Annotated in this window: 14 protein-coding genes; all 14 read left to right on the top strand. The window is 28.5% G+C overall.

The window, feature by feature from the left end:
• The first annotated feature begins 4 nt into the window (after positions 1-4).
• The 14 genes from Q4Q34_RS01095 to Q4Q34_RS01030 all read left to right on the top strand — a co-directional run bounded on the left by Q4Q34_RS01095 (position 5) and on the right by Q4Q34_RS01030 (position 15,709).
• On the top strand, positions 5-880 hold the full coding sequence (locus tag Q4Q34_RS01095; RefSeq protein ID WP_303317384.1) for an N-acetylneuraminate synthase family protein: 876 nt from the start codon (positions 5-7) through the stop codon (positions 878-880).
• Between the two features lie 2 nt (positions 881-882).
• On the top strand, positions 883-1,704 hold the full coding sequence (locus tag Q4Q34_RS01090) for a polysaccharide pyruvyl transferase family protein (RefSeq protein ID WP_303317385.1): 822 nt from the start codon (positions 883-885) through the stop codon (positions 1,702-1,704).
• Between the two features lie 7 nt (positions 1,705-1,711).
• Positions 1,712-3,103: a glycosyltransferase family 28 protein gene (locus tag Q4Q34_RS01085; protein WP_303317386.1), complete on the top strand. Its 1,392-nt coding sequence runs from the start codon at positions 1,712-1,714 to the stop codon at positions 3,101-3,103.
• A gap of 131 nt (positions 3,104-3,234) precedes the next feature.
• Entirely contained in the window at positions 3,235-4,599 is a 1,365-nt protein-coding gene (locus tag Q4Q34_RS01080) for an MBOAT family O-acyltransferase (protein WP_330444567.1), read from the top strand.
• On the top strand, positions 4,596-5,564 hold the full coding sequence (locus Q4Q34_RS01075; protein ID WP_330444566.1) for a hypothetical protein: 969 nt from the start codon (positions 4,596-4,598) through the stop codon (positions 5,562-5,564). Before Q4Q34_RS01080 ends, Q4Q34_RS01075 begins: the two co-directional genes overlap by 4 nt.
• 9 nt (positions 5,565-5,573) lie before the next feature.
• Complete coding sequence (locus tag Q4Q34_RS01070; protein ID WP_303317389.1) at positions 5,574-6,722, top strand: glycosyltransferase family 4 protein; 1,149 nt, start codon at positions 5,574-5,576, stop codon at positions 6,720-6,722.
• On the top strand, positions 6,719-8,251 hold the full coding sequence (locus tag Q4Q34_RS01065; protein WP_303317390.1) for a glycosyltransferase family 2 protein: 1,533 nt from the start codon (positions 6,719-6,721) through the stop codon (positions 8,249-8,251). The genes Q4Q34_RS01070 and Q4Q34_RS01065 overlap by 4 nt, the downstream gene beginning before the upstream one ends.
• The gene (locus Q4Q34_RS01060) at positions 8,248-9,243 is read left to right on the top strand and encodes a glycosyltransferase family 2 protein (protein ID WP_303317391.1); all 996 of its coding nucleotides are present in this window, start codon (positions 8,248-8,250) and stop codon (positions 9,241-9,243) included. Before Q4Q34_RS01065 ends, Q4Q34_RS01060 begins: the two co-directional genes overlap by 4 nt.
• Before the next feature lie 68 nt (positions 9,244-9,311).
• Positions 9,312-10,061: an FkbM family methyltransferase gene (locus Q4Q34_RS01055; RefSeq protein ID WP_303317392.1), complete on the top strand. Its 750-nt coding sequence runs from the start codon at positions 9,312-9,314 to the stop codon at positions 10,059-10,061.
• 53 nt (positions 10,062-10,114) lie between these two features.
• Positions 10,115-11,119, top strand: a complete 1,005-nt coding sequence (locus Q4Q34_RS01050; protein WP_303317393.1) for a hypothetical protein — start codon at positions 10,115-10,117, stop codon at positions 11,117-11,119.
• A 10-nt stretch (positions 11,120-11,129) separates the two neighbouring features.
• Positions 11,130-12,248 (top strand): glycosyltransferase family 4 protein, encoded by a 1,119-nt coding sequence (locus Q4Q34_RS01045; RefSeq protein WP_303317394.1) that lies wholly within the window; start codon positions 11,130-11,132, stop codon positions 12,246-12,248.
• Positions 12,249-13,331 (top strand): glycosyltransferase, encoded by a 1,083-nt coding sequence (locus Q4Q34_RS01040; protein ID WP_303317395.1) that lies wholly within the window; start codon positions 12,249-12,251, stop codon positions 13,329-13,331. It begins immediately after the preceding gene.
• Positions 13,328-14,701, top strand: coding sequence for an O-antigen ligase family protein (locus tag Q4Q34_RS01035; RefSeq protein WP_303317396.1), 1,374 nt, complete (start codon positions 13,328-13,330; stop codon positions 14,699-14,701). The genes Q4Q34_RS01040 and Q4Q34_RS01035 overlap by 4 nt, the downstream gene beginning before the upstream one ends.
• Entirely contained in the window at positions 14,702-15,709 is a 1,008-nt protein-coding gene (locus tag Q4Q34_RS01030; protein ID WP_303317397.1) for a glycosyltransferase family 4 protein, read from the top strand.
• The last annotated feature ends 30 nt before the right edge of the window (positions 15,710-15,739 follow it).

The following is a 15,739-nucleotide window of genomic DNA, read 5'->3' as shown; positions in this document are numbered from 1 at the left end:
CCCTATGAATAAATATAAAAAACCCTATATAATAGCCGAAATTGGATGCAATCATAAAGGAGATATGGAGATTGCAAAAGAACTTATTAAAGTTGCTAAGATATTTTGCAATGTAGATGCCGTAAAATTTCAAAAGCGAAACAATAAAGAATTATTAACAGAAGAACAATACAATCAACCACATCCAAATCCAGTGAATTCTTATGGGGAAACCTATGGAGCACATAGAGAGTTTTTAGAATTTGATGTTAATCAACATCGAGAATTAAAATTATTTTGTGAAGATATCGGTATAACCTATTCTACGTCAGTTTGGGATTTAACATCAGCAAAGGAGATTGCATCTTTAAATCCTGAATTTATTAAAATCCCTTCTGCATGTAATAATAATCTTGCAATGTTAGAATGGTTATGTGAAAACTACAAAGGGGAATTACATATTTCAACAGGTATGACTACTAAAGATGAAATTGAGGATTTAGTAGGCTTCTTTAAAAAGTATAATAGAAGTAAAGATTTAGTCCTTTATAACTGTACTTCGGGGTATCCAGTTCCGTTTGAAGATGTATGTCTTTTAGATATTAATTTACTAAAAGAGAAATATGGAACTGATATAAAACATGTTGGGTTTTCTGGGCATCATTTAGGAATAGCAGTCGATGTTGCAGCCTATACTTTAGGGGCAAATATTATAGAAAGACATTATACTATAGATCGTACCTGGAAAGGTACAGATCATGCAGCTTCTTTAGAACCAATGGGATTACGAAAACTATCTAGAGATGTAAATGCTGTTTATAAAGCTTTACAATTTAAACATCAAGATATATTGCCTATAGAGCAGGTGCAACGCGATAAACTAAAAAACCAAAAAGTATAACAATGTTCTCATCAAATAGGATTAGATTATTTTGGTGGAATGAAATTAAACTACAAGGGAAGTCTAAAGAAAATTATGGAGATCTTCTTGGTAAATACCTTGTCGAAAAAATATCTAATAAAAAAGTAGTTTGGAGTAAGCCTTCTCGATTTTCCATATTTGACCTATTTAGCCCAATTTATGTAACTATAGGTAGTATTTTAACAAATGTTAATCATAAATGTATTGTATGGGGAAGTGGTATTGTTTCTAAAGAATACCCTATTAAAAAGGCTAAGTTTTTAGCAGTTAGAGGCCCACAGACTAGAGCACATTTAATATCTCAAGGTTATGATGTGCCTGAAATATATGGAGACCCAGCTTTATTATTATCAAGACATTATAATCCTAAAATAAAGAAGGAGTATAGTATAGGAATTATTCCTCACTATAGTGATTACAAGAAAATGAAAAGCTTATATAAAAATGAAGATTCCATTCTATTAATAGACTTGATGACAAATAATATAGAGGAAACTACAGATCAGTTTTTAAAGTGTGAAAAAATAGTGTCATCCTCATTACATGGAATTATTGTAGCACATGCATATGGGATTCCAGCTGTATGGCAAAAGTTTTCTGGAGCTATTTTTGGAGACGATATAAAATACCAGGACTATTTTGAATCTGTTAAAATCCCTGCTTATGAATCTTATATAAAAGACGAAAAAATGGGCATGGTAGAATTACAGAATCTTTTTAATAATAGGAAATCACTTCCCGAAAATGGAGTGATTGATGTATTGTGTACTAAATTAATGGCAGTGTGTCCATTTAAAAATTGATTTATAAATGAAAAAAAAAGTTTTTGTTTTTTTTCCAGATGGTGTTGGTTTAAGAAATTTTGCTTTTACAGATTTTAAAAGTATTGGAGAACAAAAAGGGTTTGATATCACATATTGGAATAATACTATATTTTCACTTAAAGAAAACTTAGGATTTAATGAAGTTAAGATTGAAGATCATTCCAGTCATTCTTTATTATCAATTTATTCTAGAGCAAGAAAGCGAGCTGAATTAAATGTGTCCAGAGATAAATTTAATGATAATGTTTATCTAACATACAAGTTTCCTTTTAATTTTAAAGGACTTAAAAACAGCTTTAAAAGCCTATATGTAAAGTGGTTGGTTGGTTTGTATTCTTCAGAAAAGGGTGTTGTTAAACTAAGACAAAAGATAAATAAGTTAGAGCGTTCTACATCAAAATATAGTTATTGTAAAGCGCAATTAGAAGATCATAAGCCAGATTTAGTGTTTTGTACAACACAGCGTGCAACACAATCTATTAGTGCTTTACTAGCTGCTAAAGATTTAGGAATTCCTACAGTTGCCTTTGTATATTCCTGGGATAATGTCCCAAAAGCAATGCAAGTGGTAGAAACCGATTATTATTTTGTTTGGAGTGATCTTATGAAATCACAAGTATTACAATATTATCCATTTGTTAAAGAGGAACAAGTTATTGTAACAGGAACACCTCAATTTGAACCTCATTATGATAAATCATTATTACAAACAAGAGAAGCGTTTTTTAAAGAATACGATTTAGATATAAATAAAAAGTATATCTGCTATTCTGGTGATGATGAAACGACGTCACCATTAGATCAATATTATTTAGAAGATTTAGCTAATGCAGTTAGGGATTTAAATACCAAAGGAGAAAATTTAGGTATTATTTATAGAAAATGTCCTGTAGATTTTACTCCTAGATATGATGCTATTATTGAAGAAAATAAAGATATTATAGAAGTTTTAGACCCTATTTGGAGTCAGGTAGGTAGCCAATGGAATCATGTATTACCCACTAAAAAAGACTTTAAAATGTTGTATAATGTTTGTGAGCATAGTGAATTTGTAACTAATGTATGCTCATCAACAGTATTTGATTTTGTAGCACACAACAAACCTTGTATATACTATAATTATGAACAGCCACAACTTAAAAAAGGAATTCGAGATATAGGACAAAATTATAAATATGTACATTTTAGATCTATGCCGAGTAATAAAGCTGCTGTCTTCTGTTCAGATAAGAAAGATTTAAAAGGATTAGTAAAGAAAATTATAGATGGTCAATTGTCAAATGTAGACGAGTGTTTAGAGTGGTATAAAATTGTGGCTGGAAAAACACCAACCAAAGCTTCAGAAAATATATGGAAAGCCATAGATAACCTTTTTTAATTAGGATTGTAAATATATAACTACTGAAATTTTAAATGCTTTTTAACTCCATCGATTTTGCAATTTTTTTGCCTATAGTTTTTATATTATATTGGTTTGTTGCAACAAAGAGTTACAAATATCAAAACATTTTGTTATTAGTAGCTAGCTATGTATTCTATGGATGGTGGGATTATCGGTTTTTGTTTTTAATAATTTTTAGTACGATTGTAGATTTTTCGATTGGATTAGGCCTTTCAAAAGAAAATCATTTAAAAAGACGAAAAGTTTTATTGATAACAAGTGTATTAGTCAATTTAGGGTTACTAGGATTTTTCAAGTATTATAACTTTTTTATAGATAATTTTGTGACAGTATTCTCATTTTTTGGAAATGAAATACAAGTAAGCTCATTAGAAATTATATTGCCAGTAGGAATCAGTTTTTATACGTTTCAAACGCTAAGCTATACTATAGATGTTTATAAAAAGAAACTAGAGCCAACCAAAGATTTTATTGCTTTCTCTGTTTTTGTTAGCTTTTTTCCGCAATTGGTAGCTGGGCCAATTGAAAAAGCTTCAAAATTATTACCACAGTTCTATAAGCTACGTGTTTTTGATTACAGAAAAGGAAAGCAAGGTGTTCAACAAATATTATGGGGTTTATTTAAAAAGATCGTTATAGCAGATTCTTGTGCTCCTTTTGTTAACGATATTTTTGCCAATTATTCAAATTATTCAGGAAGTGTACTAATTATTGGTGCTGTACTTTTTGCATTTCAGATATATGGAGATTTCTCAGGTTATTCAGATATGGCTATTGGAATTGCTAAAATTTTTGGCGTTGATTTAATGACAAATTTTAAAACCCCCTATTTTTCTAAAAGTATTCCTGAATTTTGGAGGCGTTGGCATATATCTTTATCTAATTGGTTTAGAGATTATTTGTATTTCCCATTAGGAGGATCAAAAAGAAAATCAATTATAGTCGTTAGAAATATATTTATTGTTTTTATTGTTAGTGGATTTTGGCATGGTGCTAATTGGACATTTATTTTTTGGGGAGTTTTAAATGCCGTTTATTATTTACCCTCATTTATTTTGAAATCTTCTGGTTTAAATGAAACTATGGTTTCAACAAACAATTTTATTGAAACTATAAATACTTTCTTAAGTATGACAATAACATTTGCACTTACTATTTTTGCTTGGATATTTTTTAGATCTGAAAATATATCTATAGCTTTTGAATATATTAGTCGTATTTTTAAAAAAGCAAATTTTTTTAATCTAAGCTATTTGCAATTAAGTAACCAAAGTATAAAAGTTTTACTTTTTTATCTTACTTTTTTTGTTGCTATAGATTGGTTTTATAGAAATAAATCACATGTGTTTATTGATACTAATCATTTAATAAAAGACAAAATAATAAAACCATTTTTTTATTTAATTACAGTATTGGGGATAATTTTATCCTTAAATAATATGGCTAATTCTTTTATTTATTTTCAATTTTGAGAAAGTTTCTTGTTAAAATATTTAAAACCTTTTTATTACTGTATTTAATATTATATTCAATTCAATTTACTTTGGATATAGCTTTGGATAATGATGCCATTTGTGATAATGTTTGGCACAAAATCTTTAACGGTAAGATAAATTCAGAAATTGTTATTATTGGGAATTCAAAAGCAGAGGCGCATTATAACCCCGGGATTATTGAGGATTTAACAAAACATTCAACTTATAATTTAGGAGTAAGTGGCACGCCTCTAAATATTTTAAAAATTAGATGGCAATCTTACATTAATAATAATAATAAACTGCCGAAATTATTAATAATAGATGTAGACAATAATATTTTAGGAACCTCAAATAGTTTATTTGAGAAGTTTCAATACTTACCTTACACTAGTAAGAAAGAATACCAAAATGTAGCGAAATATGTTGATGAAGATTATTATTATGAAAAGCTAATACCAATGTATAAATACAGAGGGTATGAGATGCAAGTTTTTAATAAGCTAAAGGCTATAGGAAACACTAACGATTGTGGTCATATTTATAAAGGCTTCAAACCACATGATAAATTATGGGATGAAAATAATTGGGCCATATTTAGTAAACGTTTGCTAAATAAAGATAAAATGGACTTCCAAAATATTTATAAAAAAGGCATAGAAGAATTAAACGGCATCATTTTATTTTGTAAAAAGAATAAAATTCAAGTTTGTTTTATAAGATCACCTAAATATTATAAAGCCAATAATTATAGAAAAAAACGAAGTGATTATGTAGATAGTGTTTTATCTGAAATAGCATTAAAAAATAAAATTAGATATATTAACTTTTTTAAAGACACCTTAACTTACGATAAAACTAAGTTTTATGATAAATCGCATTTAAATTTAGAAGGAGCAAATATATTTTCCAATAAAGTAGCTGATTATATAAATAATATGATTTTTGATAAGCGTAACTAATTAGATAAAATGAAAATAGGATTTATAACATCAGAATATCCACATCCTAAAGTAAAACATGCAGCAGGGATTGCCACCAGTATAAAAAACTTGGCAATTGCTTTGGTGAAAAAAGATATTGAAGTTACAGTATTTGTATATCACCAAAATGAAAATAAAATCATTGATGATGAAGGTGTAGAGATTCACCTTATTAAGAAAAAAACTTATAAATTGTTTACCTGGTATTATTACAGAAAGTATATTCAAAATTATGTAAATAAAATAGTAGTAAAAAAAGGGATAGATATTTTAGAAGCTCCAGATTGGACTGGGATAACAGCTTTTATGAATTTAAAAGCACTTTTGGTTATTCGGTTTCATGGGAGTGATGCCTATTTTTGTAGATTAGAAAATAGAAAACAAAAGTTTAAGAACTTTATGTTTGAAAAGATAGCTTTAAAGAGAGCGTCAGCTTTTATTGCTCCAACTACTTATGCTGGTATAGAAACTAAAAAAATATTTAGTTTAGATGAGAATAAAATTAAAACCATTCATTATGGTTTACAATTAGAAAATTTCGAAAATAATGCCCTTAAAGGTTACGAGAGAGACACTATATTATATATAGGCACTATCATAAGAAAAAAAGGAGTTTTAGAATTAGCAGAGATATTTAATAAAGTAGTTAAGCAAAACCCAAAAACAAAATTAATTCTTATAGGAAATGATGCTTCAGATATTAAAACAGGAGAAAAATCTACTTATAAACTAATGGCCCAAATTTTTTCTGAAGAAGCAAAGAAACAGGTTCATTATTTAGGAAAAATTCCTTATTCTGAAGTTAAAGAACAAATAAAAAAAGCACACGTTTGTACTTACCCATCTTTCGCAGAAACTTTAGGTATGGTAACGATAGAATCTATGGCGATGCAAAAACCAGTAGTTAACACAAGTATTGGGTGGGCACAAGAACTTATTGATGATGGTATTAACGGTTATCTAGTACACCCTTCTAAGACAGAAATATATGCTAAAAGATTGCTTGAATTGTTAAGTGATGAAAACTTGTGCAATCAAATAGGTAAAGCCGCAAGAAAGAAAGTAGAAACACTTTTCGACATAGATAAAAATGCAGATATTAATATTAAGTATTATAAATCTATTTTGAGTAAATGATTTTATTAATACATAAAAATGGAGCCGTTATAAGAGTCATTGATTTAGAGAATAATCGATTGATTGATAATACTATGAAGAAACCAATAGATGCTTTATTTTATATGGCAAATAAATATAAAGAGCGTTTGTTAGTTTGGTGTCAGGACTCATTAGAGTCATCTTTTAATATTGAAGGATTAAAAGAGTCTTTTTATCTTAAAAATATGATGCTGTCTTATAGTCAAAATCAATATCTGCCTAAACAAATAGGCTATGTTGATGGCGCTCCTTTTTTAAAAGTAGGTAAGAAAGTTAAATATCCAACATGGTTTATGAGTAGCCAGATTGGAGCTATTCATGCATCTCAACTTTTGAAATTTAAAAAACAAATAAACCTAAATGAGTCTTTTGATTTTGTTTTAAATTCAATAGCCAAGATAGGGATATCTAAAGGATTATTTTGTTATTCTGAGCCAAGACTTATCAACGATATTAGTTCAAATAACGAAGAAAAGGCTTCAATATATCAATTATTCAAATTTGTTAAATTTCATTATAAAGGTGTTTGGAGTTTTTTGTTATTGATTAATTTTATTATAAATGAACGGAGAATCCCTTTGTTACCATTTTTAAGAACCATTTTTATTAAAAAAATAAACCCTTCTTTAAATTTTGATTTAGAACTGATCAAAGAAGAGCTAATTAGTGTTAATTCTACAGTAGATATAATTATTCCAACACTAGGCAGAAAAGAACATGTTTATAATTTTTTAACGGATTTATCAAATCAATCACAAATACCAAATCAAGTTATTATTGTAGAACAAAACGGAGACACAAATAGTAAATCTGATTTAGGTTTTATTTCCAATAAAACGTGGGCATTTAAAATAATCCACAAATTTATTCATCAAACTGGAGCTTGTAATGCAAGAAACTTAGCATTGGAGCATGTAAGTTCAGATTATGTGTTTTTTGCAGATGATGATATTAGAGTAAAACCAAGCTTTATTGAGACCACTTTAAAAACTATGAATCGGTTGCGGTTCCAAGCGGTTACTTTAAGTTGTTTGAGAGAAAATGATATTAAAAAACTTGATAAAACGATGCAGTGGATCGCTTTTGGATCTGGGTGTAGTTTTGTGAAAAGAAGTTGCTTAAAGGATATGTTATTTGATATGAAATATGAATTTGGTTTTGGAGAAGACATAGATTTTGGTATGCAACTAAGAAATAAAGGTACAGACGTTATATATTTACCAGAACCAGAAATAATTCACATAAAAGCACCTATTGGAGGGTTCAGATCAAAGATTAATTATCCATGGAATAATGATGTTTTACAACCAAAGCCATCGCCTACAGTTATGTTGAACAAGCTGGAAAATACTACCAAATGGCAATTGTTAGGTTATAAAACAACTTTGTTTTTACAATTTTATAAAAGTCAAAATATTAAAAACCCCATTAAGTACCTCTCTAGGTATAAAAAACAATGGCGTGTAAGTGAGATTTGGGCTAATAAATTAAAAGAAATGGAGAAATGAAGTTTACATTAATTATATGTACTTACATGCGAGATGAACCTCTATTGAAATTGTTATTTTCGATAAAGGAACAAACTTTATATCCCAATGAAATATTAATTATCGATGGTTCTTTAAATGATAAAACAAAACAAGCATTAGAGATCAATAAGTTTGAAAATTTAAAGTACCATAAAGTTGATGAAAAGAATAGAGGATTAACCAAGCAGCGTAATTATGGCATTAATTTAGTTTCAGATGAGTCAGAAATTATATGTTTTTTAGATGATGATATTATCTTAACACCAGATTACTTTGAAAATTTAATAAAAACCTATAGCCTATGCACAGATGCTTTAGCAGTTGGCGGGTATATTATTAATGAAGTAGTTTGGGAAAAAGCATCAGAAACAATAAATCCTAATAAATTTTATTATGATGGATGGATGCGTAACGAACCTTCCCGTTTTAAATTAAGATATAAATTTGGTTTACAACCTGATGCAGCTCCAGGTTTTTTACCAACTTTTTCTCATGGAAGGTCAATTGGATTTTTACCACCTTCAAGAGAAATTTATCAAGTTGAACAGATCATGGGAGGCGTTTCTAGTTATAAAAAAGAAGTATTTAGTAATCTATCCTTTTCAACATACTTTGAAGGTTATGGACTTTATGAAGATGCTGATTTTAGTTTGCGTCTTGCCAAAATTGGTAAGCTATATGTAAATACTTCAGCGCAATTATACCATTATCATGATGATTCAGGACGGCCAAATAAATTTAAATATGGAAAAATGGTGATTAGAAATGGTTGGTATATTTGGAGAGTAAAATATCCAAATCCAGTATTTAAAGCAAGAATTAAATGGCATGCGACTGCTTTTTTGTTAACAGTTGTTCGATTAAGTAATATTGTTAATACAAATCAGAAAAAATCAGCATTAAGTGAAAGCCTAGGTCGTATAATTGGATGGTTTTCTCTTATATTTAGCAAACCTAATATTAAAGCTTAATTAAACTATTCATGAATTGTAAACATTTTGAGTAATCAAGTGTTATCCGGTTTATAAAACAGAGTATAATGTTAAAAATATTGAATCTTCCATTTAAAATAATTACCCATTATAAAGCTTTAGGAGTTCAAGGAATGATGCTTTTATTTAAAAGAAATATTAAATCTTTAAAATTTTTCAATATTACTTTACCTAAACATAATTCTCCTGTTTTATTAAGAAACAATACAAGTGATATTGGGGTGTTCTATCAAGTTTTTCTTGCTAAAAGTTATAATTTAAATTATTACATCGACCCCAAAATAATTATAGATTGTGGGGCTAATATCGGTTTATCATCTGTTTTTTTTAAAAATAAATTTCCCGATGCCAAGATAATAGCCATAGAACCAGAGCAATCAAATTTTGAATTGTTAGAAAAAAACACTAAAAATTATAATAATGTTTTTTGTATTAATAGCGGTATTTGGAATAAATCTACAAATCTTAAAATTAAAAGTAACTCTGCTAATTGGGATTTCACGGTTGAAGAAGTAGATTATAAAAATGAAGATACTATTCCAGCAATATCTATCAAGAATATTATGGACGATTATGATATTAAGCAAATTGATATTCTTAAAATTGATATTGAAGGATCGGAAAAAGAGTTATTTGAAGAGGATTACGAGTATTGGATGCAAAGGACAAAGGTTTTGATCATCGAGTTACATGATGGTTTGCGAGAAGGCGCTTCTAAATCTTTTTTTAGTGCAATTTCGAAGTTTAATTTCCGTATGACTAAAAAAGATGAAAATTTAGTTTTCTATTTAAAATAGAATTGACAAAAATCTAAATATAAAAAAAGGGACTTTATTTAAAAGTAAATTATATGAAATTGGAGTTATCGATATGGACGCATCATTTAACACACTTGGTTTATTCTTGTTTTTATTATTCCAAAGCCAATAAACTAGATTTAAATATTGTGCGTAACTCAAAGGTGAGCCATAATACAGCTTTGTTAACGATAAGTAACAAATCAATTTTGTTTGATTACTCAGATGATACTAAGTTTATTGGATTGCCAAGCAACTACGATTTTTATTTTAAACGCTCTTTACTTGAAACAGATAGGACTAATAATGTATATCCTTTAAACTTCAATGTTCCTATGGCTTATAAAAGTTATCTTCTTTTATTTAAACTTAATAAGGATTTATTGTTTCATAAGTTTAATAAAACAGAAGTCGTTAGAGCTTTAGATATATTAGGATTATTTACTAATTCTGGACACGGTATATTAGATATTAGAAGATATCCAAAAAATGTTTCGGATTATGGAGGTAATATATTGTACTATACTAGGTTATGGAATCCAGATAATAACCCAGATGAAGAAGAGAAGGAGAGAAGGGCGGTGCAAAATGAGTTTAGAATAAATGCTTGTAGAATTATAAAGAAAGAGTTTAAAAATGCCTCAGTAGGTCTTTATAGTGATGAGCTATCGAGTAAAATGGCGCCAGATTTATTACTTTCTCCAGGTAAATCAGATAAAAAAAAGTATCTTAAAGAATTATCTAGGTATAATATAGGTGTTGCTGATGATGGTTTGAAAAATACACCAGGTTGGAAAATAGGTGAATATTTGTTGTATGGAAGAGCCGTAGTTTCAACACCGTTGAATATTTGTATTGAGAATTTTAAAGAGCATGTTAACTATGAAAGGCTATCATCACGTTCTTCGTATGAAGAACTCCCAGAAAAAATAGCTTGTCTTTTGAAAGATAAAAAGTACTTAGAAATGGGGGAAAATAATTTTAAATGGAGTAGTAACTATTTACATCCTAAAAATTATATGAATAGAATCTTAGGCATAGTTGGTGTAAATATTTAGATATTAAAAAATGAAATTTTTAATTATCACTCATGTTCAACATAAATTAGATGGTAAAATTATTTCTGCTTATGGACCCTATGTACGTGAAATGAACCTATGGTTAAAACATGTTGATGAAGTACAAATTGTAGCACCTATCGTTTTAGAAAATAAAAATGCTATTGACTTAGATTATAAACATTCTAATTTTAGTTTTAAAAAGATTCCATCCATCCAGTTTACTAGTATAAAAAAGGCATTTATTTCCCTTATTAGAATACCTTTTATTTTCATGACTATTTTTCAAGCTTGCCGTAAAGCAGATCATATACATTTACGTTGCCCAGGAAATATAGGATTACTTGGATGTTTAGTTCAAATTTTCTTCCCAAATAAAATAAAAACGGCTAAATATGCTGGTAATTGGGATTCTAGAGCCAAACAACCTTTAAGCTATAGGTTTCAAAAATGGATGCTTACCAATACTTTTTTTACTAAAAACATGACAGCTTTAGTCTACGGAGATTGGCAAAATAAAACACAAAATATAAAATCGTTTTTTACAGCGACTTATAGTAAAAGCGAAATAGAGGTTCCTAAAATTCGTGATTATTCCAAAAGTTTAGAATTTCTTTTCATTGGTAGTCTTGTAGAAGGAAAAAGACCGATGCAGGCTATTAAAATTATAGAATCTTTGCATAAGCAAGGCAGAAAAGTATCTTTGAATTTATACGGTGAAGGTATTTTAAAAGAAGCATTGCAGAATTATATAGATATTAATAAATTGAAAGAAGTTGTTAGACTTTATGGGAATAAAGAAAAAAGAGTTGTTAAAGAAGCCCTAAAAAGAGCACATTTTTTAATATTGCCTTCAAAATCTGAAGGCTGGCCTAAAGCAGTCGCTGAAGCTATGTTTTTTGGTACTATTCCTATAGTAACATCTATTTCTTGTGTACCATTTATGTTAGATTATGGAGAAAGAGGTATTTTAATTGAATCAGATTTAAACATTGCTGTCAACACTATTAAAAGTCAATTAGAGGATAAAGAGGAATTACAATTAATATCTAATAGAGCGTCAACTTGGTCTCAAAACTATACTTTGGATACTTTTGAAGATGAAATTATTAAATTATTAAAGCCCTAAATGAGAGTATTACAACTTATAGATACTTTAGAATCGGGAGGAGCGGAACGTGTTGCTGTAAATTTAGCGAATGCCTTATCTAACGAAATAGAGACCTCTTTTTTGTGTGCTACAAGAAAAGAAGGTCTTTTAAAAGAAGATATATGTATAAAAGTTCAATATCTATTTTTAAATAAAACGAAAACTATAGATGTTAAAGCCATAAAACGTTTATATACTTTTGTTAGGAAACATAAAATAGATGTCATTCATGCACATTCTTCATCTTTTTTTTTAGCAACGATTGTAAAATTACTAAATCAAAAACTTTTAATAGTATGGCACGACCATTATGGAAATACTGAATTTCTACAGGACAGAAAATATGGAGTATTACGATTTTGCTCGAAATATTTCGTGCATATATTCAGTGTTAATAAAGTATTAGAAGTTTGGGCAAAACAAAATTTAAAAACTAAAAGTATTTCTTATTTACCAAATTTTGCAACTATAAACACTATTAAAGCTGTTACAATTTTAAAAGGAACGCCCAATAAACGTATAGTATGCTTAGCAAACTTTAGATCTCAAAAAGATCATATTACATTACTAAGGGCTTTTAAAGAAGTTATTAAATTACATCCAGGATGGTCATTACATTGCGTAGGCAAAAATTTTAATGATGATTATTATCAATTCGTCGAGAATAAAATAAAAGAACTTGATATTACAAGTAGTGTTTTTTTATATGATAGTAAACCAGACGTTTTTAATATTCTAAGTCAATGCAATATTGGAGTGTTGTCTTCAAAATCTGAAGGTTTACCTTTGGCGTTGTTAGAATATGGCTTGTCTAATTTAGCGGTTATAGCAACAAATGTTGGTGAGTGCAAAACTGTTATAACAAATAATTATAATGGATTATTAGTTGATGCTTCAGCGGTAAAAGATTTGTCTAAAGCCATATCTTCGTATATTGAGCAAAAAGAGTTGAGAAATATGCACGCTTCTCGATATAAGAAGCATATTCAAAATAATTATTCAGAAAAATCTCAATTACACAATATTTTAAAAGTTTACAAAACCTATATTAGTTTAAATTGAAAAGCTTTAATTATATAAAAATAATTGGTTTACACGTCTTAATTGGATTGGCTATTTATTTATCTCCTGTATTCTCAAAAGTATATTTACTTGCTATTTTCGTTTATTTTACTAATACTATATTAAAAGCAAGACAACAAGAAAAAGCTTTACAAGTATTGATTGCTTGTGGTTATGTAGTTGGTGCAGAGGTTTTCCTTAGAATGACTGGAGGTAACTTTTTATACGAAACGTCTAAATATTTAGTGATTTTATTTAGTATAATTGGATTTGTAACAATTGGGTTTGGTAAACAGCCAATACCTTATATCCTTTATATTTTTCTGCTTATTCCTGGAATATTAATTGCCGGATTTAATATTACGGAGCAAACAACCATAAGGACAGCCATTACTTTTAATTTAAGTGGACCAGTCTGTTTAGGAATAGTTGCTATGTTTTGTTATAAACGAAAAGTAGCTTATCAAGATTTCCATAGAATATTTTTATCAATAGGACTACCTTTAATAGCAGCTACAACTTATTTGTTTTTATTTACTCCAGACCTAAGAGAAATTATTACAGGTACAGGTTCTAACTATGCTGCTTCAGGAGGTTTTGGGCCAAATCAAGTATCTACTGTATTGGGGTTAGGAATGTTTGTTTTTAGTATTCGTTTTTTCATGCTTTCCCCCTCTTTATTTCTTAAAATAATTAATGGGTTGTTATTAGGTGTATTAAGTTACAGAGCAGTTGTAACTTTTAGTAGAGGAGGAGTTATAACAGCTTTATTTATGATAATAGTCTTTGTTTATTTTTATTTTAAAAAGGTTAATATTAAAAGTAAAGTTAGGATTACTAAACTAGTATTTACATTTGCTGGGATTGGTATGTGTATTTGGTTATACTCTTCACTTCAAACTAATGGGCTTATAGAGAGAAGATATGCTAATGAAGACGCATTAGGACGTGAAAAAGCTGATATTTCTACTGGTAGAACTGATTTAGTTTTTTTTGAATTAGCTGAGTTTTTTAATAATCCAATATTAGGTGTAGGTGTAGGTAAAATTAAAGAGTTAAGAAAACAAAAAGAGGGAGTTGAAGCAGCATCTCATAATGAAATAAGTCGTATTTTATCGGAACACGGCTTAATCGGTTTGGTTGCATTTTTGATTTTATTAATGACACCTTTATCATTGCGATTTAAAAATAAGTCGAACATTTTCTTCTATTCATGCTATATATTTTGGTTTTTAACAATAAATCATTCGTCTATGCGAATTGCTGCTCCAGCGTTTATTTATGGGTTAAGTTTATTGCATGTTAATTACAACCTTAAAACTAAGAAAAGAATTGAGCGATTTCGAAATAAAACACATCTAACCGAGTAATTGAAAAGTTTACTTTACATAGGGAACCAGTTCAATAATATAGGCAATAAGTCTTCTGTAGACATATTAGGGCTTTTATTTATAAGAGAAGGGTATAAAGTGTTTTCGGCATCTAGAAAAAGGAACATTGTTCTTAGGTTACTACATATGCTTTGGACATGCTTTACATATAGGAAAAATATAGACTTTGTTTTAATTGACACTTACAGCACATTAAATTTTTATTATGCATTTTTTGTAAGTCAATTATGTAGATTTCTTAAACTACCATATATTCCTATTCTACATGGAGGTAATTTACCAGTTCGACTAAAGAAATCACCCAAATTATCAAAAGCAATATTTAATTATGCCTATAAAAATGTAGCCCCGTCGGAATATATAAAATCAAATTTTGAAGATTTAGGGTATAGTAATATCGTTTGCATCCCAAACTCAATAGAGCTTAGTAACTATATATTTAAAGAAAGAACTTTTGATAAAGTTAAACTGTTATGGGTACGTTCATTTTCAAAAATATATAATCCTTTATTAGCGATTAAGATTTTAAAAGGTTTAAATGATATTAATATAGATGCAGAACTTTGTATGGTTGGTCCGGATAGCGATGGAACTATGCAAGAAGCTATAGATTATGCAAAGGAGCTAAAAGTAGAAGTAAATATTACAGGAAAACTTTCAAAAAAAGAATGGATAGAGCTATCTAAGGATTATAATATTTTTATTAATACTACTAATTTTGATAATATGCCTGTTAGTGTTATTGAAGCAATGGCTTTAGGATTACCTGTTATATCTACAAATGTGGGAGGTATGCCTTTTCTAATAGAAGATAAACTTACAGGTATTTTGGTAAAACCAAATTCAGAAAAAGTATTTATTAAAGCGATTCAAGAATTATTAAATTCACCAAAAGAATCAAATGTAATAGCTATAAATGCCAGAAAAAAGGCAGAACAGTTAGATTGGAATATTGTTAAAAACCAATGGAATAAAGTGTTAAAATAAATTTTCGCTTAATATGAATATAGTTATCTT

Source organism: Flavivirga abyssicola (assembly GCF_030540775.2).
GTDB lineage: Bacteria > Bacteroidota > Bacteroidia > Flavobacteriales > Flavobacteriaceae > Flavivirga > Flavivirga abyssicola.
The sequence above is the reverse complement of the archived record's forward strand: the minus strand, read 5'-3'. Positions and strand labels throughout refer to the sequence as shown.